The following is a 21,042-nucleotide window of genomic DNA, read 5'->3' on the forward strand; positions in this document are numbered from 1 at the left end:
ATGGCCTCGTTTTCAAGCGTCGTCGACACCAGCTTGGAGAAGCTCCCTCTACCAATCCGCCTAGGCGGCCGGAGGCGGACATGCCGTTGCCAAATCTTGATCGGGGTCGCGATTCAGGTGGTGGGGAAGCCGCGGCACCTCTGCTCCCCAAGGTTCTCCAAGCAGCCCGCAAAGGGGCAGGGTCGATCTGTTCGTTGGCCACAGCGGAGTGGCGGAGCGTCGGCACCTGATACCGCTCCGGTGCCGCCCGGTAGACCCCCTCACCCAGATACCCTTCGCGGGGGGCGCGCACCCGCCGTGGACTCGAGTCCCCGAGGCCGCGAGTCGTCTCGTTCAGGCGAAGCTCGCAGCGGACCACTCAGGCAACGGTCGGCGCCCACCGACCCACCGTCAGCATCAGGGTCCGGCGTGGCGCCCAGGCTTCCCCGGGCCAGCTGCCCTCGAGGCCTCCGGTCCCGCGTCGCGGATCTCGGCCGGGTGAAGCGTGCCCAGCAATCGATCCAGAGTGGCCGCCCCGTCATTGCTCAAGCAGTCCTGCAGCACTGACCGTCGCCGGCGACATTGTCGGCGGCGCCGGTGGGCCGAACCAGCTCTGCGCACGTCTCAGGCCGGCGAACCAGTCGACTCTCGAAGGACCTCCACCGCAGCTGTCAGCCGGGATCGGGGGCATGAACAGGCGACACCGCGCCACGAGCCGGGACACCACCTTCATACCCTCAACGGTACGGGCCCACACACCCGAACGATCGGCGCCGCGCCGCCTGGCGCTGAGATCGAATTTCATTCTGGGACAGCGGGATTGGGTGGTACAATGGGTAAACGAGGCAACGGGATAACCACGTCCAACAGCGGACTGGAGAAACCCCCTCAGCGGTACAGGCTCGCCACCCCCGGTGGCGGGCCCTTTTTCATGCCCGGACACCGAAACTGGGCCCATACCTGGAAGGACACCATCATGGGCACGACCACGTTGCGGCTGCGCAGCCCCGGCGAGCTGATCACCGCCATCCCCTACCTCCTCGGCTTCGAACCAGCCCGGTCCCTGGTCGCGGTCGCCCTCAAGGACGGCCGGCTCGGGCTCACCTCCCGGATCGACCTTCCCGACCCGGGCGAGCCCGGACGGGCCGCACGGGTCCTCATGCCCGCGCTGCGCCGCGAGAACCCCGACCAAGTCATCCTGATCGGCTACGAGGACACCAGGACGGCCTTGAGCTGGTCGGTCGCCTGGCTACGGGGCTTGACCACGGATGCCTAGGAACCACTCGACCTCGACCAGGAGATCGACGAAATCGGCAGTCTCCCGAAGGCCGGCATGAGGTGGACCCGCAGGGCACTCTCGTCGGACTCCCACGCCCCTACCGAGGACTTGCCTTGGCGTGACTCGCAGTCGCGCCACCCCCGGCACGCCTGGCATCCCCTTGAGCCGTTTCCTGATGCGTTGGGGTATCAACCGCGCCTCCCCGAGTCGGCGGTGGACGCTGGACCGTGCCTTAGTCCCCTCGCCGAGTAGCCGATGCCAGCCCCGCCGCGACTGCTGAGAAGAGAACCCATCCCAGTACCACCAACGCTGGGACCGTCCACATCGCAGCCCCTGTGGCGGTGTACACATCCTGCCCTGTGCTCAGGAAAGGGAGCAGCTGATCAAGGAGGTACAGCTCTGGTCGGAAAGGCACCACGGCGGATGACCCCTCAGGAACCACGAACTGTGACCGCATAAGAAATAGGATCAAGGAGCCCAAGATCCAGAAAGCGAATAGCCAGCGGAAGGCTCGGCCCGACCTATAGCCGTAGCCAGTGACGTGTAGCTGCAGCCAGGACCACGCGCGCGCCAGCGCGCTGCCGCCGATTCTCCGCCGACGCTCGTTCTCAATGAGCGTTTCGGTTGCCGCCCATGGATAACCGCCGCGACGGTACACGTCGGCTAGCATCATGAAGGCCCTTGGTGAATGCTTCGTCGCGTCTCGGGCGATCAGGTCGTAGCGATCGATGACGGGGACTTCCTCTGGGCTTGGTTGGATAGCCCTGATCTGCGCTCCATCAAGGTCCATGCTCAATGCCTTTCCCTTCGTGCACCCAATGCTCAGCTTCCCCACTTCCGCATCACGCAGATCTAGCCGCATAGGGACTTCTTCTAAGCCCATCAGGTCCAGATCATCGACCCGAATGCGCTCCAGTATGGCCTCGGCGCATCCCCGTAAGTCCGTGATGTCGAGTGCCTGCGCGTGAGCACCCGCTAGGTTGGCCGGCGCCTCCAAACAACGCATCTCGGTGGACACGCGTATGGTCTCCGCACTCACGTCGACCATTCTCAAGCTTCCCAGAAGGCTACCGGCAACGTTGAGGGACTTCGCGACTTGTGCCCCATCTAGGAGCAGCACACCGGCGACCTCTGATCCGCCTTCGTCGGTCCCGAATGAGCCATCTAGGTCGACTGATTCGGCCCCTAGGTCGACTGCGCGGAGCAGGGTTGCCCCGCGGTCGACCTTGAGGGATTGCGAAACCTTGGTCCCGTCGAGCAAAAGCCCATCGCCGACGATACGGCGCCCGATCGCTACGCCCCCGCCGGTCTTGCAGCCGAATAGCGACATCCCTGGTATTGGTGGCGGGCCCTCGGAACTCCACCCGTAGTCCACCCTCACGTCCCCATCGATCAATGCTCGATCGCAGCATACTGCCGTGTCGTGCCCTGGGCCGCTTGGAGCGAATTCGGCACCCGCCCCGATAATGAAGTTGCCGCGGACGCGCGCCGATGCGAAGTCCACAGAACCTGATACTTCGAGGGCACCAAAAGTGGATCCCAACGCCACCGATCCGTCGAATTCGGCGCCTCTGCAGTCCACAGCCGCATACCTAGTATGCCGATCCTCCAGTATCCCCTCGAGCGAAAGTCCACCGATACTGCTCTTCTGGAGGCTGATGCCGCCCGCCACGAACGAGGAACGAACTCTAACTTCGCCAACGATCTCAGCGCGGTCCAGGTCCACCCCAGGATGCATGACGTGGCCTTGCACATGGCTATCCTCGATCCAGACGCTCTCTGCCTTAATACCGCGCAAAAGCAGGGAATCGCCCAGGAGGCATCCCCCCACTACGAAGATAGGACCGCCGATCCGGGCGTCCCCGAGATCGACCGTCCCCATAACATCAGACTCGACGACAACCTTCCGAAGACTCAGTCCTCGGGAAATCTGCACATCCCTAGCGTCCAACCTTCCACAGTGGCAATTGGTGACATTGAAGTACTGGGCGGTCAGGCCGCTCGCACCTATCGCCGCGTCACCGAAGGCGCAGTCCTCAATCGAGAGGACCTCCCTGACGCGCCCATCTGCTAAAGAGATTCCGTTCGGTATCTCGCAATAGGTAAACCTCAGCGAGCGCGCCTGCAACCCATCCAGACGTAACTCGTCCTGGAACTGGCACCCCTTAAACGTGAGATTTGCTGCTATAGCGGCATCCCTGAGGTCCAGAACACCTTGGACCACGGCATCTGTGAGAGTGAACCTATTGCCGTCCGATTCCCAGGTTGCCGACGGGCGCAGATGTTTCCTCATCTCGTGTGTGTAGACACCGCCGCTGAGCAGGATCGCCCTAAGGTCGCTTCCTGCGACAATCTGGAGTTCGTCGGTGGCCGCGGGGTCCGGAGGGCTCTCAGCACCCACCTCGCCACCGTCATGCTGCTGGGCCTCAGCCATGGTGCACTCCGTTCACAGCCCGGGGCCGGTCGCGCGTTCTAGTCCTAAAGCCAGCGTAGGTATATGGGCTAGGGCCACCTCGCGTTCGTGATCAGCCTCACTGGGGTCTGCTGCACGGATGGGTGACATCTGATCTGCGTCGATGTGTGTCGACACTGGAAGGATGTGCACCATGCCGAAGGCGTTTCCCAAGGAGTTCCGCGAGGACGTGATCCGGGTCTACCGCGACTCCGATGCCTCGCTGGCCCAGGTCGCGAAGGACTTCGGCATCTCGCCGTCGTGTCTGAAGCGGTGGGTCACGATCGATGACCGCAACGCCGCCCGCGCCGGCTCGAGTGCTCCCTCGCGTGGGGATGAGGCCGAGGCGCTGCGCGAGGCGAACAAGCGGATCAAGCTGCTCGAGCAGGAGAACGAGGTCCTGCGCCGCGCGGCCGCCTACCTCTCGCAGGCGCATCTGCCGGGAAAATGATGTACCCGCTCGTCCGCGAGCTCGCCGCCGACGGGATCCCCGTCACGGTGACGTGCCGGGTGCTGAAGATCGCCCGCCAGCCCTACTACCGGTGGCTGGCCAGCCCGGTCACCGACGCCGAGCTGAGGTCCGCGTACCGGGCCAACGCATTGTTCGACGCCCACTGTGACGACCCGGAGTTCGGGTACCGGTTCCTGGTCGATGAGGCCCGCGAGGCCGGTGAGGTGATGGCCGAGCGGACCGCATGGAAGATCTGCTCGCAGAGCGGCTGGTGGTCGGCGTTCGGCAAGAAGAGCGGGCGTACCGGCAAGAAGGCCGGGCCACCGGTCCATGACGACCTGGTCGAGCGCGACTTCACCGCGCAGGCCCCGAATCGGTTGTGGCTCAGTGACATCACCGAGCACTGGACCGGTGAGGGCAAGCTGTACCTGTGCGCGGTCAAGGACGTGTACTCCAACCGGATCGTCGGCTACAGCATCGACTACGGATGAAGTCCTCGCTGGCTGTCGCGGCCCTGGACAGCGCCGTCGCACGACGTCGTGCTGACGGCGTCGATGTGGCCTGGTGCGTCCTGCACACCGATCGCGGGTCGCAGTTCCGGTCCAGGAAGCTGGTCCACCAGCTGCACCGCCACGGCATGGTCGGCTCGATGGGTCGCGTCGGCGCGGCCGGCGACAACGCCGCGATGGAGTCGTTCTTCGCGCTGCTGCAAAAGAACGTCCTGGACCGACGCCGCTGGGCGACTCGTGAGGAGCTGCGGATCGCGATCGTGACCTGGATCGAAAGGACCTACCACCGCCGCCGACGTCAAACAGGCCCCGGTCGGTTGACCCCGGTCGAGTACGAGTTGATGATGACGACAACCGCCACCCAGGCGGCCTAACCCAACGTGTCACCCGTTCGTGCAGCAGACCCCTATGTGCAACACAATCTTTGATCTCTCTTGCGTAGAGCGGCCTTTTGGCTTTAACTGACTCTAACTCCGATGACAATTCGGCCGAAGTGTGCGCCTTATGCCATCAGTTAGCGGGCTCCAGCCTTTTCTGACACGCCCCCTGGGTACCGACCTCTCTACGCCCTTCACTGCCGCTGGAAGTGTGTGTGCACGTGCGACGCGCGTACGAACGAACTGCACCCTGGCCGACCACTCCTGGAAAGTGGTGCAACGGTGAACCGAGTGCGGTCTCCGGACACCTCACCGAGCGGTGAGGTCGTTGTGCCCGTACCGACCGAGCCCCTCTGAGCCATCTGAGGTCGATCTCCGGGACGACCGGGCCGGCCTACCCCATGCCGCCGCCTATACCCCCCGCACCGCTCATGCCACCGCCGCCCATGTCCTGCTCCACAGCATCGACCGTTCCGCAGCGACGACATGTCAACAGCACCGTCCGGTCCGGCATGCGCTGCCGGTTCCATCGGTGACCAACCATCATGCAGAGCCACTTGCGTCGAGCCATGGACCGAGTGTCCTGCACGCAAGGAGACGGCGGGCCGGAACCGCTGGAACACCGGATCCTTCATGTCGCGCGTTGACGCAGGGTTCACACATGTAGGTAAGTAGCCGTCTCGGGGTCCGACGTGGCGACCTACCGGGCCTTCCTTGATGAACCTCAGCGTGGCCCTCATGTTCCACCGCCAGGCCCTGGCCGATATCCAGGCAAGTCCACTCGGGCCGTCGCTAAGCGCTCTAGCCTGAATCATGGCGGCAATGCCGACGCAGGACGACGGCTGGTTCTGGGAGTACGGCGAGAGACTCTTTTATTTGGGACTCGGCCTGCTCGTGCTCCTGGGTATGGGCGTGATGTGGATCTCGGAGACCATCGGCCATTTGCGGTCCGAGCGACGGGCCTGGTCGGCTGAGGAAGGATGGGGCGGACCCTGCCCGGACTGCGGCCACCCAGTGTCCTATCACAAGGGGCCACAGTGCCGCGGAGCCGCCGAGCACCGGATCGGGTTCGCGCGGGATGGTCAGACGCGGTGCCCGTGCACGCTCAACCGGAGCGCTGTGAGACGGCTCTGGAGGAAGTACCGCCCCAAACATTGACTGTAGTCACCGCGATGTCGACGGGCCGTGGGCGTCCGAACCCGCTTTAGGCCCCTTCCACGGCCTCTTGCGTGCCCGGCAGGTATCTACCCGAGCCGACCTCCACGACCAGTGAGAGTGCCACCGTAGCCCGTAGACCAGGCCTCCTGCCCCGGTGGTCCACGTACCACTCGTCATGTGGAGCAAGACCAGTTCTGGCCCTGCTGCTAGCGTGAGTTCCTCACGGGCACAGCAGTTTTCGGGTCACGCCGGGCGGTAAACTGAACTATGGTGACAGATGCTGCCACCGACGTACGGCGCGTGATCTCGTCTGTCCGGTGTGGAGCCACGGTCAAGACTACGGGCGAGCGCTGCCGTAAGTACGCAACGCCCGGCGCGACCGTCTGCCGGATGCACGGCGCGAGCGCCCCCCCAGGTTCGCCGGAAGGCCATGACGACCAACGTGATCGCGCAGATGCTCGCCCAGGACCCGCGGCCCGTCGAGCAGGTCGTCATCGACGCGATCCACAACGTCGACGTCGTCATGCGCGACCACGTTGCCAAGATCGAGGAGAAGGACGACGTCAGCGTCAAGGACCTGGGCCGGCTCGTCAACCTGTCCCAGGTGGCGCACTCCCTGGCCTCCTCGGCCGTCACGCAGAAGCTGATCGCCTTCCGGCTTCATGAGGCCCACGCCGACGTCGTGGTGACCCGGCTCGTCTTCAGCGCCGTGCTCGACGCGCTGGAGGACCATCTCTCGCCCCGCGGCCTTGGAAGCCAGGCATCCGCGTTCCGCTGGTGGGTGGTCCGCATCATCCAGGCGGCGCTTGCCGAGTCCATGGTCCAGGGGAGGGACGGCCTCGGCTACGAGAGTGAGCAGCCTCGTCGCTCCCCCTTCACCGACGCCGCCCTGGCAGTCCCCTGGCCCGACGAACTCGCCGACCTCGTCATCTCGTTCAGTCCCCCCGACCGGGAGCGGGCGCGACCCCTTTCCCTCGACGCGTCCGGCGGTTCAGCGCCCGGCGACCCGAGCGTTGCGCCCGCTTCCTCCGGTCCCGGCCCGGTCATGGGTCGGCCCGGCATCCCGCACGTGCCCGCCGACCCCCACACCTTCGCGCCACCGCGTGATCCCGCCACCCTGACCGAACCCGACCTCCCCGGCGCCGACGCCGACGCTGAGCCCGCCCCCTGGGACGGCCAGCCGATCTGGCTCCCGCCGCCCGACCTTGGCGGTCTGGGCCGCGTCACCCCTGAACCCGCGCTCGTCGGCCGCGTCCTCGATGACGACGAGCACGACGACCACGAGCACGAACCCAGGTGGTGGTAGCAACATGAGTGACGACCCGACCACCTACCTCGACCTCCTCGAACTGGAGCACTGGGCGTTCGGCCCCCTCCTGGCGATGGGCTGCGACGGCTGCCCGTGGACGCGCACGGAGCAGGGGGCCATCCCCGCGACCATCGCGGCGCAGGCGCATCAGGACCTTCACGCCCTGCTCGGGCCGAACGTGCCCGGGGTCTCCTTGGCTCCCGGCGGGATGGACTCCCCTGGGTGGCCCCACCCTGGCGGTGTTCATCGTGAGCACGCCCAACCGAACGACCGTCGCCGCCGTTGCGGCGCTTCAAGTTGCGCGGCGAAGCGCAGCGGCAGGGGCGGTCCCTTCCCCCAGCACGACCCGATCTCCCTAGGAGCACGACATGACCCGACGCAAGCGTGACCCCGGCAGCGGCGTCACCCCCCTGGACGGCACCGAGCTCGTCTACGCCGAGACGCAGCAGCCGATCCCCCACGAGCCGACGCCGTCACGTCGTCGCCGCGCTCCCCTGGCCGCCGACCCGACCCCGGCGTATGCCTGCGTCCAGGCGCTGGCCGAGCAGATCGAGCAGGCGCAGAACCGGGACGAGATCGAGCGCGTGGCCGCCGCGATCCGCGGACGTGAACTCCGCGCCGAACGGAACCACCTCGACGCCGAACTGGACGAGGTAAAGGACCTCGTGCAGCAGTTCCAGTCGTTGTTCCCGCGCGACCTTGTTCCCACGTCGCTCATCACGCGCTTCGACCGCGTCCGAGACGCGATCGTCGAGAACGACGCCGCAAGGCGTGAGGTCCGGTACACCCTGGCACCCGGCGTCGATCTTGAGCACGCGACGCTCGACCGTGAGCGGAAGCAGGCCGCTCGTCAGGCCGAGCAGGATGCGCGAGCGGTGAAGACCGCCGCCGCCTTGGAGGCCGTCCTGGAGACCGGCCGCGTCGAGGGGCGAAAGGAGTACGCCGCCGTGGTTCCCGTCATCGAGCGGCTGTTCGCCCATCCGCACTCGGGCCGCGTCGTCGACCCCGTGACGGCGTCCGCGCACCGGTCGGAGATGGCCGCGGCCCGCGCTTCGGTCCGCCACCCGCTCCATGCCACGAGCCAGTACACGACGTTCCGGGGCGACCCGGTGATGATCTTCACCGGGCGCTGACGATGAGCGGGCACCGGGGCAGCGGCCGTCGTCAGGCAACCGGCCGCCACGCGCACAGCAGCACCTGGCACGACGACACCGCCAAGTACTGGAGCAAGCTGGAGGCCGAGCTGCACCGGAGGCAGCGGCCCCGCGTGGGTCCGCCGCTCGACGCGCCTCGCATCCAAGGTTCCCCTCGCGGGGAGGGCTGAGCCGTGGGCAAGAGCAGCCGCCGCGCCAAGGCCCGCGGCCACACCAAGGTCACCCGCGCCCTGTACGGCACCCACGAGTCTGAGGCGGCCAGGCTCGCCCAACTGACGCAGGCGGGGGCTGCCGAGCCAACCGTGGATCCGACGATCGCGCAGCTTCGGCAGTTGGAGCTGGACCACCTCCGCAGCCGTCAGCGCCGCTGGGAGCAGGGCCGCGATGACCGCGAGTGACGAGCCGGGCCGCGCCGCCTTTCGGGATGCCCTGCTGGCCACGCTGCTGCCCGACCCGGGCGTGTCTACCAGCGAGGAGGACGAGAGGTGGTGGGCGCTGATGCAGGCGGGTCTGCCTTTCGACATCGGCGAGATGTCCTACGCCAACGCGGAACGTCTCGTATCAAGGGCCTGGGCCTGGAAGCGCGCCACTGATCTCCTGTGGCCGTGGTGGGCGACGCACTGGAGCCGCAACGCTCCCTTCACGTTCCGCAACGCGATGAAGGTCGCGCCGCCGGAGGTCGTCGCCGAGGTAGTCGAGGCGCTCTTCGCGGGCGGCTTCACCGAGGCTGAGCTCGGAATCGAGCGTCCGCCGCGTACCGAGGCACCCGATGCGGGTCCGTGACGCCTACGGCACCGCAATCCATGAGGCGTCGCACGCTGTGATCGCCCGCCGCCTGCACCTGCGTGTCGACCACGTGACCCTGACACCGCCAAAGGGGTACGCCGGGCTGTGCTCGGTTGTCGTGTCGAATCTCGCGGCGAGACGGCGACCGGTCTTACTGCTCACGCTTGCCGGACCGTGGGCCGAAGGCCGCCACCTGCATCTGCCCGGCGGCGTGCTACCAGAGGGTAGCGACTCGGACTGGAACGCCGCCGTCACGCTGGCCCGGGCGCTTGCCGGTGCCGAGTGGAAGCTAGCCCTGAGCACCGGGTTCAAGGCCGTGGCGCAGCTTCTCGGCGAGCCAGAGGTTCAGGCCAAGGTCAAAGCGGTCGCCATGGAGTTGCTCGACCGGCGCGTCCTCACGGGTGCCGAGGTGGACGAGGTCTACCGCGGTGCCCACTTCCGCTGAGGGACTCTGATTCAGGCCCCCTCCCTTGCTTCTGCCGCTGAGCCTTCCTGCAACACGTCAATGTGGTCGGCCGCGAACGCGATGCGTGACGTGGTCACGTGCGCTGCCGCCCAGGAACACCGAGGGGCAACCATCTCTCGCTTCCCCGTCAAGCGCCGATGGACCTGCATACTGCCTGCATGGCCGTCGCTGAACTCGCCCTGCAGTACTTTCAAACACTCGCCTGGCCGATCGTCGTCGCTGGTTCACTCGTCTACTTCCGGAAACCTATCTCCGAGAAACTCGCAGGCCTTCAGTCCTTTCGCGTGCCCGGTGCCGAGGCAGCGTTCGAACGAGCGGCCGCCGAAACGGCAACAGAGGCAGCAGAGGCCGCACGAGAAGATGACGACTCAGACGATGCGCCGACGAGCAGCGACGAGCGACAGGCGAGTCCGCCGGAGGGACATGACGAACGCGGCGAAAGCATCCGCCGTGAACGGGTAGTGCAGAGGGCCGTCCTAGCCCTGCTCAGCACTGCGTTCGCCACAGCGGCAGACGATCCACGACGCGGTATCCTTCTTGGCTACGATGCCTTGGCAAACGCGGCACAGATTGCCGCCGATGACTTCGGGCTGTCTAGTCAGGAGGGCTTCCGCCGCACCGTGATCGGACTACTTCCGTACGGGCTCGCGCCGCGCTGGGTGAGCGTCGCTACCTCACTGACGAACCTGTACAACCAGGTGAACCACGGTGAGGTGGAGACACCGAGCGTCTCATCTGCCGTCTCGTTCCTCTCAGCAGCACAGCCGTTGGCGGTCGCCATTCTCGACCCTCAACACAGTGAAGAGCCCACTTGGTGACGTGCCCATCAAGGCGCGCGCCGTGTAAACACAGCACTGCTGACGAAGCCGGCCCCCTGCAGGGACGCCGCGCGCGGAGGCTGGAACTGTGTGTGCTACTCGACTTTGACAGTCGCCATCGTCGTGGTGGGCAGGTGGTCGTCGTCTCCACACGTCGTCTCGGCCGTGTACGGCTTGACCTCCTGATCTGGCATGCCCGCGCGCCGCGCGGTTCGCGGGTGGCACTCAGGCCGGCGAACCTGCTACTCCCAATCACCCCTGCAAGTGGCCGCTATGGATGACATGATGGCACTCCCGTCCAGAAGGAGTCCTCGGTGCCACCGCGAAATCGTCAGTTGAGAACCCGCTCGCCGATCGAACTTTCGGTAAGCGGATACAAGGCAGTGCGCGAGAGACAATCAATAACGCTGGCGCCTCTTACGCTGATCGCGGGTGCCAATAGTTCAGGCAAGTCCAGCTTCATGCAGCCATTTCTGATGATGAAACAGACTCTTGACTCGGCGTTCGATCCGGGGCCGATGCTGCTCTATGGGGCTAATGTAAAGGTGACGGATCATCTACAGATTTTCAGTCGCGGCAAGTCCAAACATGACGTGGTTAATGAGTTTCAAGTGGGCATGGCCCAGGGTAATGACAGGCGGGAGGTCTCGTTCGAGTCGTCCACTACCGGCAGCCTGCGCATCAAGCGAGACAGCGTCTGGGTGGAAAAAGAGCGCGTCGACCTGACTGAGAACCTAACACCCGCCCTTCGGAAACGCTTGACCCGTGTAAGCGCGAAGCGCTCTGCGAGTCTCGAACGGATCTTTTCGGAACGCCGCGGCTCGTTTGATATGACTCCGCGGATCGTCAGGAATCGTTGTTTTCTGGAACCCAGCATTGTCGTGAGTGGTAGCGATGATGACCGCTTCATCACGTCTTGGGATGTGATCCCTAACACGGACAACTCGTGGGCTGTGCGCTTCTTGCGAGGCATAATCCATGTGCCTGGACTTAGGGGAAATCCCGAGCGGGCATACCAGCGCTCCGCCACCGGCGACACATATCCGGGGACGTTCGAGATCTATGTCGCCAGCATCATTCTTCAGTGGGTCGAGAAGGAGGCGCATGAACTAGCCAGGTTGGCCGCCGACCTGGAGCAGATCGGGCTTACATGGAAGGTAGTTGCTCGACGTCTCAACGACGCGTCTATCGAGCTGATGGTCGGAAGGATGCCACACGCCCAACAAGGCGGAGCACATGACCTTGTGAACGTGGCCGACGTCGGCTTTGGCGTCAGTCAAACGCTGCCTGTTCTAGTGGCCCTCCTTGCTGCGCGCCCGGGGCAGGTGGTGTATATCGAGCAGCCCGAGATTCACCTACACCCACGTGCTCAACTCGCGCTTGCTGACTCCCTCGTGCGCGCAGCTCGCCGGGGCGTCATCGTAGTCGCAGAAACGCACAGTTCCTTGGTCATCAGGGGTGTCCAGATTGCGATAGCCCGACAGGAGCTTTCCTCAAACCTGGTCTCGATGAACTGGTTCAACAGAGATTCCATTACCGGCGCGCAGCAAGTGACTAAGGCCGTGCTTGATGCTGAAGGCAGGTTTGGCGAGTGGCCGGTCGACTTTGACGAAGTTATGCAAGAGGCAGATTGGGCATACATTGAAGCTTCTGAGGAGTGATCGTGTCGGGACCTGGGAATCACATCCTTATGGACGCAAATATCGCGAAATCGGCCCGCAATCCGGCCCGGCATGAAACCAGCCGCGCCTGTTATCAACTCGCTCAGATGCTGCTATCCGATTCGTGTCTAACGGGAATAGCGCTCACCCCTTCACTCATGGCCGAATGGAAGAAGCATGCTTCGCCTACCATGACCTCTTGGTTGGCTCTCATGGTCCAGCGACGCCGAGTGAGGAGAGAACGGGACAAACGGGTGAGCGACCTGCGGAGAGCCGTAGCGAACGTTCCAGACCAAGGCATCAGAGCAGCTCTCGAGAAGGATATTCACCTTAGTGAGGCGGCTGTCACTTATGGATTGCCGGTTGCCTCACAAGATGACAAGCAGCGAACGTTCCTTCGCAAACTGGCCGAGGATTATGAGCGTGCGGGTAGCATTCAGTGGTTCAACCCGGTGAAGGATCCGGATTGGGAGAACTGGGTCTTGATGGGGTGTTCAGACGCGCGAGCGTGCTGCGTGCGCCCTTGACCGTAATTGGCAACACAACTCGGGAGACCGCCGGGGTCTGCCACTCGGAGCGTCCTGCCCGTAGGGCTGGTTGCTGGGTCGGGAGGAGCCAATCAAGGACATATTGCGGCGTCGCAAACCGGCGGCGTTGCGAAGCGGGCGAGATCGGAGGGACCCGCTTGCGCAGTTCGAAGTCTGCGCCGGCCGTGGCTCTGCCTGAGTCAGCGCCACGGCCTCGCGGATGATCCGGTCGATCCTCCGCTATGGTTTGCGCGGAGTCATCGCCGGCCCCCGTTTACGACGAGCACCTCGGTCTCCGAGACGACCCGGACCCGCGAGCGATCCCCGCCGGCGAGCCGGAGGGCGGTCCGCATGGGCTCGGCGTCCTCACGCAGCGTGATCACCGGCTGGGGGGCTGGCCGCGTCACGCGCGGCGCGAGCCGCGTTCGGCGGCCGCTCATCGCTTCGGGCTCTTCGCGTTGCCGTATCGAGCCTGGAACGACGCGGTCATCTCCGTGATCTCGTCGCAGAGTTCGTCGACGTCGGCGGGCACGACGGGGTCGCGTCCGATCTCCCTGCGGAGCTGGTTCACGAGGCTGCGAAGGAACGCGAGGTCGGATGCCACGCGGATCTTGCTGGCCGGTGCGGGTAGGTTGGTGCTCACGATCTGGACTCCTTCCACGAGTCAGGATCGAGGGCCCGTCGAGTCGTTGGCGCGACCGGCGGGCCCGCTTGGTTCGGGCTGGATCACCCGGTAGTTCGACTCTAATTACCGTCATCACGTTCGTACACCTGTACGAACAGCGGGACCCGGCGGAGGCGTAGGGCCAGGTCAGGGCTCTGTGACCGTGGACGATCCACAGCCTCCGTTCCCGAACGGCGAGTCGACGTCGACCCGGCGCTCCGACGTCTTGAGCATCCGCTCCACGAGTCGCGGACGTCCTCCGCAGTGAGGATCGTCGCCGTCAGCTCGGAGATGACGCCCTTGGCGACGAAGGCCTTGGGGTAGAGATCATTCACAGACGATGCCGTCGCCGTCGGCGTCGCGGTACCAGTCCTACTCAGGGTCCTTGCCGGCGTAGTACGGCCCGTATCCGGCCGCCTTGGCGGCCTTGCAGGTGTCGAACCTTGGGTCCAGCCCGCTCGACGGCTTGGTGAGTTGGGGAGAGCTCGAGGACTTGGGGGTGGCAGGGGCGGTCCTGACCGTGCCGCCGCCGAGGGAGATGGCTTTCGAGGTGGGCAGCTTCTGTTTAGGCCAGGACTGGAGGATGCGCGCGATCGCGTCATGCTCGGCTGTCGTGACCCACAGGCCGTACTTGTCCTTGACGGCGACCTGCCGCGCGACATACGCGCACCGGTAGCTCTTCATGGGGGGCAGCCACGTGGCCGCGTCCCCGTCGCCCTTTGCCTCGTTCGTTGGGCCGTCGACGGCGAGCAGGTTCAGCGGGTCGTTCGCGAACGCCGTCCGCGACGCGGGGCTCAGCCGCTGGCCGCCCTTCTGCCAGGCGTCGGAGAGCGCGACCACGTGGTCGATCTGCCCCGCGGTCGAGGTGCTCTGGCCCCTTAAGAAGGAGATCCTCGTCCCGGTGTACGGGCTGACGAGGATGCGTCCGCCGTAGGGACAGGTGCGGGCGGCGTTGGTCCAGCTGTCGCGCCGGCGACCATAAACAACGCGAAGCGGCACCGAGCGAGACGCCGCCCGCGGCGCGGCCGCGAAGGCGTGCCCAGTCGACGTGGCCGCGGACCAGGGCGACGATGCCGACGATGAGGACGTAGGTGGCGGCCATGCCGAAGAAGCCGCCCACGCTGGAGCTGGCAGCCCCGAGCAGGGCGGCGAGAACGAGACCGCCCCACCCGAGCCAGCCCGCCGGACCGAGCCGCGGGATGCCGGGCTCCGTGGGCTGTGCGGTCTGCTTGGCCGGCCCAGCCGGGCCGGGGCTCGTCATGGCAGACGGCTCCGGCACGACGTGTTCGGTCCACTGGGTTCCGTCCCAGTATCGCTGGTTGCTCTCGGGAGTGGGGTACCACCCCGCTGGAGAAGCGGGTGCGCTCATCGATCAGCCTTCTCGCAGGATCGCTTCGGTAGGTCAAGCACCTGCGGAGGCTAGTGCGCCCCGGTGACATATAGGGGCGTTTTGGCCGAATGTCGAGATCCGAACACGCCGACGGCTCTGGCGTCCTCGTGCATTCCAGGTCTCGAAGTTGCACGACCGCGGGGTGATGGCTGGAATGCGCGCGTGAGCGGATCCCGCGTGGACGATTGCAGTCCGAGCGCGTCGGTAGGCATGGGGGTGAGGCGCCCGTGAGATCGCCGGAGAGTCTTTGGCCGTGGACGGCGAGGGCGGCAGTTCTCAGCGTCCCAATTACTCTTGTCGTGTTGCTGGTCGTCTACGGAGTTCTCCATGCCACATCCGACTGGCCCAGGGCGGAGTTCCAGGGTTGGATCCTGGTCGCGATCGCGATAGGCAGCGCCATCCCGCTCTTTCTGCTCATCATCCAAGCCCTCGCCTCCGTTGGCGGGACGATCGAGGGGCCCGGCGGAGTGAAACTCTCCTTCGCAGCCGCTTCCACTCGTGCGGCGGAGGCCGTCTCAACCTCGACGCTGACAGAGAATCTCGACATGGCCGCCGGTGAGGCGCAGCACCACACCGGAATACGGAACATTCTGTCGGCGCTGCGCGAAGCCCGGCGCACGGACGTCACCATCGTGGATCTGCGCGAGGGCAACACCTGGTGGGAGTCTCGCTTGTTCATTCTCATCGCCGCCGCCGCGCGCCGACGTCGTCCTTCCGCGATTGCGTTCGTTGCCACCGTCAACCAACGCCCGAGGACGTTTATCGGATGGGGTGACCCGCAGGCGCTGCTCGAGCAGCACGTAACTCTGGAGCCCGGCTACCTGACCGCGCACCGTTTCGCCGAGGCCGCGACCGCCCGGTGGGAGCTGGGGATGCCTATCCCAGGCACCGACCAGTCCGTGGAACTGCCGTGGACTGTGGACTGTGGAGAGGAGAAGGCCCGAGAGAGGCTCCCCCAGCCGACGAGCGGGCCCGCGGACTGCACCTTCGCTTTCGAGCTGTATCTGCAGCAGGCGTGCGAAATGAATGTCTCCGTCGTTGAGCCGCGCCGACCCGTCGGCCGCGCCAGCCTCGAAGAGCTCTTGATCCGGTACTTGTCAGGGACGCTGTCGCTGACGATGCCAGCGACGCGGAGTGGATAAGGTTCCTGACGAGTCACCCCCACCGCTTTCTTCGCTCTCACCAGCGGAGGGGTTCTCAAGAATTTGGTACCACGCGACACCCTCACCGCGACGTTGCTCGGCCGCCTCGCGGCCACCATTGGTCACGCGCCGGACGTCACCCGGACAGGAGGGGAGCCGACGACCAACGCGGCCGCCAGGTCAACCAGTCCTGCATCGCAGCCGGAGAGCGGCACGTCGGGCAGTCCGAGGTAGCCCGCGCCCGATCAAGCCTTGCTCACGATGGTGCCTCGGGTGCTCTCTGGAGCGTGGAAGTAGAGGGAGGTGTGGAGAGGCCCGCTGCCAGATCCGATGCTCCCACCAACCGGCGAGACATCCACAGCACCAACGGTGCCCTCCGAAAGCGCCGCGTTCGCGACAATCGGCGAGTAGCGTGATTTGTCATGACGACTAGGGATGTGGCCGCGGCGGCGGACGCGAATGTCACGACCACGCAGGTCGAGAAGAAGCAGGCCGACGTTGCTCTGCTGACTTACCGTTACGTGCGCATGATCCTCGTCCTGCCGGCCGCCTTCCTCCTCATTGCCACCGTTCTCGAAGCGATCTCGCGTGGCGGGTTCCGTGAGTCGATCAGCGACTACTATCAGGGCCCCGTTCGAGACGTGTTCGTCGGAGCGCTGATGGCCTCGGGCGTCGTCATGGTCGCGTACAAAGGGCGCTCCAAGCTTGAGGACTACGCACTGAACTTCGCCGGGTTCAACGCGTTCTTCGTGGCGCTGGTACCGAACAACTTCACCAAGGTCCTCAACACGCCTACAACCCAGTCACTCGGCAGTGACGAGGTCATCACCCGCGCCCAGATGCTGACCAATCTGCATCTGGTCCTCTACGCGCTGCTGGCCGCCGCAGCCCTGTTCGTTTTCCTCGACTGGAGGTTCATGCAGTGGGGGGCGTTCAAAACCGAGGATGCGCCGCATCTGGCGGTCGTCCTCATCTGGATCTCCTGGGTCACCGAGGTGGCCTTCCTCGTCGTCATCGTCGGCGGCGTCCTCGTGGGGCGTGAGACCCTGTTCGGGCTATCCATCTTCGGCATGCTCCACTTCGTGGCAGCTGGCCTGCTCATCGGGAACCTGTCATTCGCGGTCGCTAGCCGCGCCTTCCCCGACAGATTGCGCACCGCGGTCGAGCGACGAGCCGCTACCCAGAACCAGCGCTGGGCACTCCTCTCCTACCAGGCCATCGTCGCCCTCATGTGGGTTGGGCTGCTCGCCGGCGGCCTGTGCATCTACCTGAACGTGCACTACGCGGTGATCTCCGTGGAGTACTTCGAGATCGTCATGTTCGTTATCTTCTGGACCCTGGCCACCCGGAAGGATTGGACGCCAGCGGTAACGATCCCAGCCACTGACGGCACGAGTTGACCCTCGCGACTCCACCCTTACAACACGCAGTGGTCAGGCTGATCGGTCCTGCAGGGCTATGGGTACGTGCGGAGAAACCTGCTTACGGGAATCTCGTACTGAAAGACCCTCAGCCGCCGGGGCGACGCAGCACCCACCCGGCGATGCCGGGGCGAGGTGGTTCTGGGTGTGGTCGGGTTCCGACTCGCCCTGCCGATCTGAGGGCTTGGTCGACCGGTCCAGACTGTTTGCGGGATCGCGGCGGTGTTCGCGAGTGCGTCAGCCGCAGAGGCACGCCCTCACGTCGTCGCGATCAGCTTCGCCGACGCGTCATGCGCGGCGGTTCGCGCGCATGACCGGAGCCGGGTAAACCTATGGGTTGTCCCGCGCCCGTCCGCTCCACCAACCCAGGTCGTCGCGGGTGGACAGGGTGTCCGGGTGGTCGGGCCCCAGGACCCGCGTCCGGTCCGCCAGCAGCTCCGCGTACGCCTCCCGGGCCCCCGCCGCGTCCCCCGCCGAACCGGTCCACCAGGCCAGACGATCACGGGTGGACAGGGTGTCCTCGTGCTCCGGCCCCAGGACCCGCGTCCGGTCCGCCAGCAGCTCCGCGTACGCCTCCCGTGCCCCCGCCGCGTCCCCCGCCGAACCGGTCCACCAGGCCAGACGATCACGGGTGGACAGGGTGTCCTCGTGCTCCGGCCCCAGAACTCGCTCCCGGTCCGCCAGCAGCTCCGCGTACGCCTCCCGGGCCCCCGCCGCGTCCCCCGCCGAACCGGTCCATGCGGCCAAATCGCCACGGGTGGACAGGGTATCCTCGTGCTCCGGCCCCAGAACTCGCTCCCGGTCCGCCAGCAGCTCCGCGTACGCCTCCCGGGCCCTTGATTCATCTCCCGCCCGCCCGGTCCACCAACTCAGGTCGTCGCGGGTGGACAGGGTGTCCTCGTGGTCCGGCCCCAGGACCCGCGTCCGGTCCGCCAGCAGCTCCGCATACGCATCCCGGGCCCCCGCCGCGTTGCCCGCCCAACCGGTCCATGCGGCCAGGTCGGCTCGGGTGGACAGGGTGTCCTCGTGGTCGGGACCCAGGACCCGCTGCCGGTCGGCCAGCAGCTCCGCGAACGCATCCCGGGCCCCCGCCGCGTTGCCCGCCCAACCGGTCCATGCGGCCAGGCCGGCTCGGGTGGACAGGGTGTCCGGGTGCTCGGGACCCAGAAGCCGCTCTCGGTCCGCCAGCAGCTCCGCGAACGCATCCCGGGCCCCCGCCGCGTCCCCCGCCGAACCGGTCCACCAGGCCAGGTAATCCCGGGCAACCAGGGTGGTCGGGTGGTCTCGGCCAAGTTGCTGCACGCACCTCTGCAGCCAGGGACGCAGCATGCCGAGGTTGTCGGCCGGAAGACGGCCGAGGGACCCGGTCACCTGAGTCAGTGCCTCCGGCCAGCGGCCGACGGCCCACAGGTGCTCTGCCCGAGCGGTGCGAGCATACGGCAAGTAGGTGCCGCTGCCTTCGACCTCCCCGTCGCGGTCCAGCACGGCAAGGATGGCCTCATGTCCACGCCTCAACTGATTGGTCTCTGAATCGTTGTTGCGGGCTAGGTGGTCAAGCAGGGTCTCGTGAACGAGTCCGGCCATTTCGCCGGAACTGCCGGGCTTTGCCCGAATAGCGAGCCCCCCAAACTGCACCAGCAGGTCACGGGTTTGACTTTCTCGTAGTGGCCAGCCCAACTCTCTGAGCGCGTCACGCATTAGGCGAACGGGCAGAGTCGGGCCGGTCCCTGCCGCAGCGAGCACACCGAGGCCGGCTGATACGAGCATCTGGTCGTCGACCCGCCTTTGCGCCGCGGAGATCGCGCGCGCGTACAGGTCATCCACCGTGACCCGTGCCGTCGACGGCCAACCCACGTCGTCGACGTCAAGGGAATGGGCGAGATCGCCGAGCAGGCGGGCATCCAGCCATGTGCGCACATGCCCCGGTATAGCGGATATCAGTCCCTCTGGAAGGCTGCGGGCGCGCAGGTAGGCGTGAGTATCCTCCTCCGAGACTTCGTCCATTCGGATGGTGGTCTGGGTCGGCCCCAAGTCTGGCAAGGATTGCGGCCGACCGGTCAGTAACACCCGCGCCCCCGTCAGTCTTGTGTCTCCGGTGAGGGCATCGACCGCGGACGTCAGAGCCGTTCTGGTGGCAGCGTCTAGCTGGTCGAGACCGTCGATCGCGATCCGTTCCCGTTCGGACCCTGTCACGGTGAGCTCTGAGAGTGGTCCCGCGACGAGTCTTGTCAGCGCGTCCAACTGGTCCAGGTCCCTCTGCTCGAATCGGGTGGCGAACCGTTGCGCTGCTGCGGAGAACCCTGGTAATCGGTTCAACTGTCCCGCGAGGTCCACTGCGATAGCCACGGCGTCAGGGCTGGTAGCCGCGAACGCGACCGCGTGCATGAATCCGGGAGGCACCGTGTCCGGGGCGACCTCGGGCCGGGTCAGCGCGGCCACGATTGCCGACTTTCCGGTGCCCGGTCCCCCGGACAATGCGACCACTGGGTGGCTCCGCCAGGCAGCCACGACCGATTGCATGGTCGCGGTGGGCTGGAAGTCCCGGGTCAGGTCGACTGCCTGACCACCCGCCGCGGTGCTAGCGAGCAGCCAAGTGCGGCCCGCCGCGGGATTGCGGCTTAGGAACAACCCGGGGTCATTGACCCTCCAGCGTCCCTGAATGGTCGCTGCCCGCGGTTCCTCTTGGCCGGTGCACGACCCCGCGATGACCCCGAGAATGCTTTCCGCGAGAAGGTAATCTTGGGACAAGCCCGGTATCCCATCGCGCAGCAGCCGGTGCAACGTATGGGTGAAGCAGCCGTCCCTCGAGGCTTGATCGAACGTGGACGTTACCAACTGCACCCGCATGCCCGCCTCGGCGATGTCCGCGCCGGCGCGGACCGCCATGTCCGCGACGCCGATGCCGGACTGGCACGCGTCCACCAGCAGGATCAACCCATCCAGCCCGCTGTGCCGTCGCACGAGTTCGGCCAGCCGCTGCCCAAAAAGGAACCCGGTATCCATCGACGGGGGCGACTCGCCGTCCATGGGAAGTAGGTACAGGTCATTCCCGACGGCCTCAGCGTGACCGACGAACGCCAGCAGGAGCGTCGCTTGCGCCTCGTCCGCGGCGGACACCGCAGCCTTGACCTCCGCCACCATCGTTGTGAGGTCGGGATCCAGCACCAATCGACTCGCATCCGGTTGGCATCCGCCGCGGTCGGGGTCCACCAGCACGTCGAAGAGATCCTTCGCCGCGCTGGGCAGAAAGGGCAAGGGCAGGTTCGGCAGCCCGCCGCATTGCGAGCCGATGAATAGCACCCGACGTTCCCCCATGGCGCCAAGTCAAACGCACACCGGCGTTAAGCGCAGCCGATACGGATACCCATGTCGCCCACGTTCGGATCAACAGCACACGCTCACCGCTGGTGTCGTCCACCAAGGGCCTGGACTGATTCGAGGGCTCCCGCGCGGTGGAGGCCCTTGGGTCATGTCGACGACGCTTGAAAACGAGGCCATA

Annotated in this window: 14 protein-coding genes and 2 pseudogenes; 11 read left to right on the plus strand and 5 right to left on the minus strand. The window is 65.9% G+C overall.

What is annotated here, in order from left to right:
- The first annotated feature begins 955 nt into the window (after positions 1-955).
- Positions 956-1,255, plus strand: a complete 300-nt coding sequence (locus N865_RS19185) for a DUF4192 family protein (RefSeq protein ID WP_034809555.1) — start codon at positions 956-958, stop codon at positions 1,253-1,255.
- A gap of 235 nt (positions 1,256-1,490) precedes the next feature.
- On the opposite strand, the gene N865_RS19190 is transcribed toward N865_RS19185, so the two are convergent.
- Positions 1,491-3,692 (minus strand): hypothetical protein, encoded by a 2,202-nt coding sequence (locus tag N865_RS19190; protein WP_034809557.1) that lies wholly within the window; start codon positions 3,690-3,692, stop codon positions 1,491-1,493.
- A 172-nt stretch (positions 3,693-3,864) separates the two neighbouring features.
- On the opposite strand from N865_RS19190, the pseudogene N865_RS19200 reads away from it, so the two are divergent.
- The 8 genes and pseudogenes from N865_RS19200 (at position 3,865) to N865_RS19240 (ending at position 12,399) form a co-directional block, all read left to right on the plus strand.
- Positions 3,865-5,044, plus strand: a pseudogene (locus N865_RS19200) (IS3 family transposase).
- Between the two features lie 1,591 nt (positions 5,045-6,635).
- Positions 6,636-7,511, plus strand: a complete 876-nt coding sequence (locus tag N865_RS19205; RefSeq protein ID WP_034809561.1) for a hypothetical protein — start codon at positions 6,636-6,638, stop codon at positions 7,509-7,511.
- Positions 7,512-7,882: 371 nt separating this feature from the next.
- Complete coding sequence (locus N865_RS19215) at positions 7,883-8,647, plus strand: hypothetical protein (protein WP_034809571.1); 765 nt, start codon at positions 7,883-7,885, stop codon at positions 8,645-8,647.
- 194 nt (positions 8,648-8,841) lie between these two features.
- Positions 8,842-9,066, plus strand: coding sequence for a hypothetical protein (locus tag N865_RS19225; protein ID WP_034809576.1), 225 nt, complete (start codon positions 8,842-8,844; stop codon positions 9,064-9,066).
- Positions 9,053-9,451 (plus strand): hypothetical protein, encoded by a 399-nt coding sequence (locus N865_RS19230; RefSeq protein ID WP_034809578.1) that lies wholly within the window; start codon positions 9,053-9,055, stop codon positions 9,449-9,451. Before N865_RS19225 ends, N865_RS19230 begins: the two co-directional genes overlap by 14 nt.
- Positions 9,438-9,899: a hypothetical protein gene (locus tag N865_RS19235; RefSeq protein WP_034809581.1), complete on the plus strand. Its 462-nt coding sequence runs from the start codon at positions 9,438-9,440 to the stop codon at positions 9,897-9,899. Before N865_RS19230 ends, N865_RS19235 begins: the two co-directional genes overlap by 14 nt.
- Positions 9,900-10,078: 179 nt before the next feature.
- The gene (locus tag N865_RS22865) at positions 10,079-10,738 is read left to right on the plus strand and encodes a hypothetical protein (RefSeq protein ID WP_157557783.1); all 660 of its coding nucleotides are present in this window, start codon (positions 10,079-10,081) and stop codon (positions 10,736-10,738) included.
- A gap of 314 nt (positions 10,739-11,052) precedes the next feature.
- Entirely contained in the window at positions 11,053-12,399 is a 1,347-nt protein-coding gene (locus tag N865_RS19240) for an AAA family ATPase (protein ID WP_034809584.1), read from the plus strand.
- Between the two features lie 963 nt (positions 12,400-13,362).
- Here the strand turns inward: N865_RS19240 and N865_RS19250 are convergent.
- The 3 genes and pseudogenes from N865_RS19250 to N865_RS23950 form a co-directional block, all read right to left on the minus strand.
- The gene (locus tag N865_RS19250; RefSeq protein WP_034809589.1) at positions 13,363-13,569 is read right to left on the minus strand and encodes a hypothetical protein; all 207 of its coding nucleotides are present in this window, start codon (positions 13,567-13,569) and stop codon (positions 13,363-13,365) included.
- A 393-nt stretch (positions 13,570-13,962) separates the two neighbouring features.
- Complete coding sequence (locus N865_RS23620) at positions 13,963-14,589, minus strand: HNH endonuclease family protein (protein ID WP_322786072.1); 627 nt, start codon at positions 14,587-14,589, stop codon at positions 13,963-13,965.
- Positions 14,590-14,863: 274 nt separating this feature from the next.
- A pseudogene (locus N865_RS23950) lies at positions 14,864-14,959 on the minus strand (DUF2510 domain-containing protein); the annotation flags it as partial.
- Between the two features lie 320 nt (positions 14,960-15,279).
- On the opposite strand from N865_RS23950, the gene N865_RS19260 reads away from it, so the two are divergent.
- Both N865_RS19260 and N865_RS22015 read left to right on the plus strand, forming a co-directional pair.
- The gene (locus N865_RS19260) at positions 15,280-16,122 is read left to right on the plus strand and encodes a hypothetical protein (protein ID WP_034809591.1); all 843 of its coding nucleotides are present in this window, start codon (positions 15,280-15,282) and stop codon (positions 16,120-16,122) included.
- A gap of 422 nt (positions 16,123-16,544) precedes the next feature.
- Complete coding sequence (locus N865_RS22015; protein ID WP_157557785.1) at positions 16,545-17,522, plus strand: hypothetical protein; 978 nt, start codon at positions 16,545-16,547, stop codon at positions 17,520-17,522.
- 351 nt (positions 17,523-17,873) lie between these two features.
- On the opposite strand, the gene N865_RS22020 is transcribed toward N865_RS22015, so the two are convergent.
- Complete coding sequence (locus tag N865_RS22020; RefSeq protein WP_051511091.1) at positions 17,874-20,843, minus strand: tetratricopeptide repeat protein; 2,970 nt, start codon at positions 20,841-20,843, stop codon at positions 17,874-17,876.
- Between the last annotated feature and the right edge of the window lie 199 nt (positions 20,844-21,042).

This window comes from Intrasporangium oryzae NRRL B-24470 (genome assembly GCF_000576595.1).
GTDB lineage: Bacteria > Actinomycetota > Actinomycetes > Actinomycetales > Dermatophilaceae > Intrasporangium_C > Intrasporangium_C oryzae.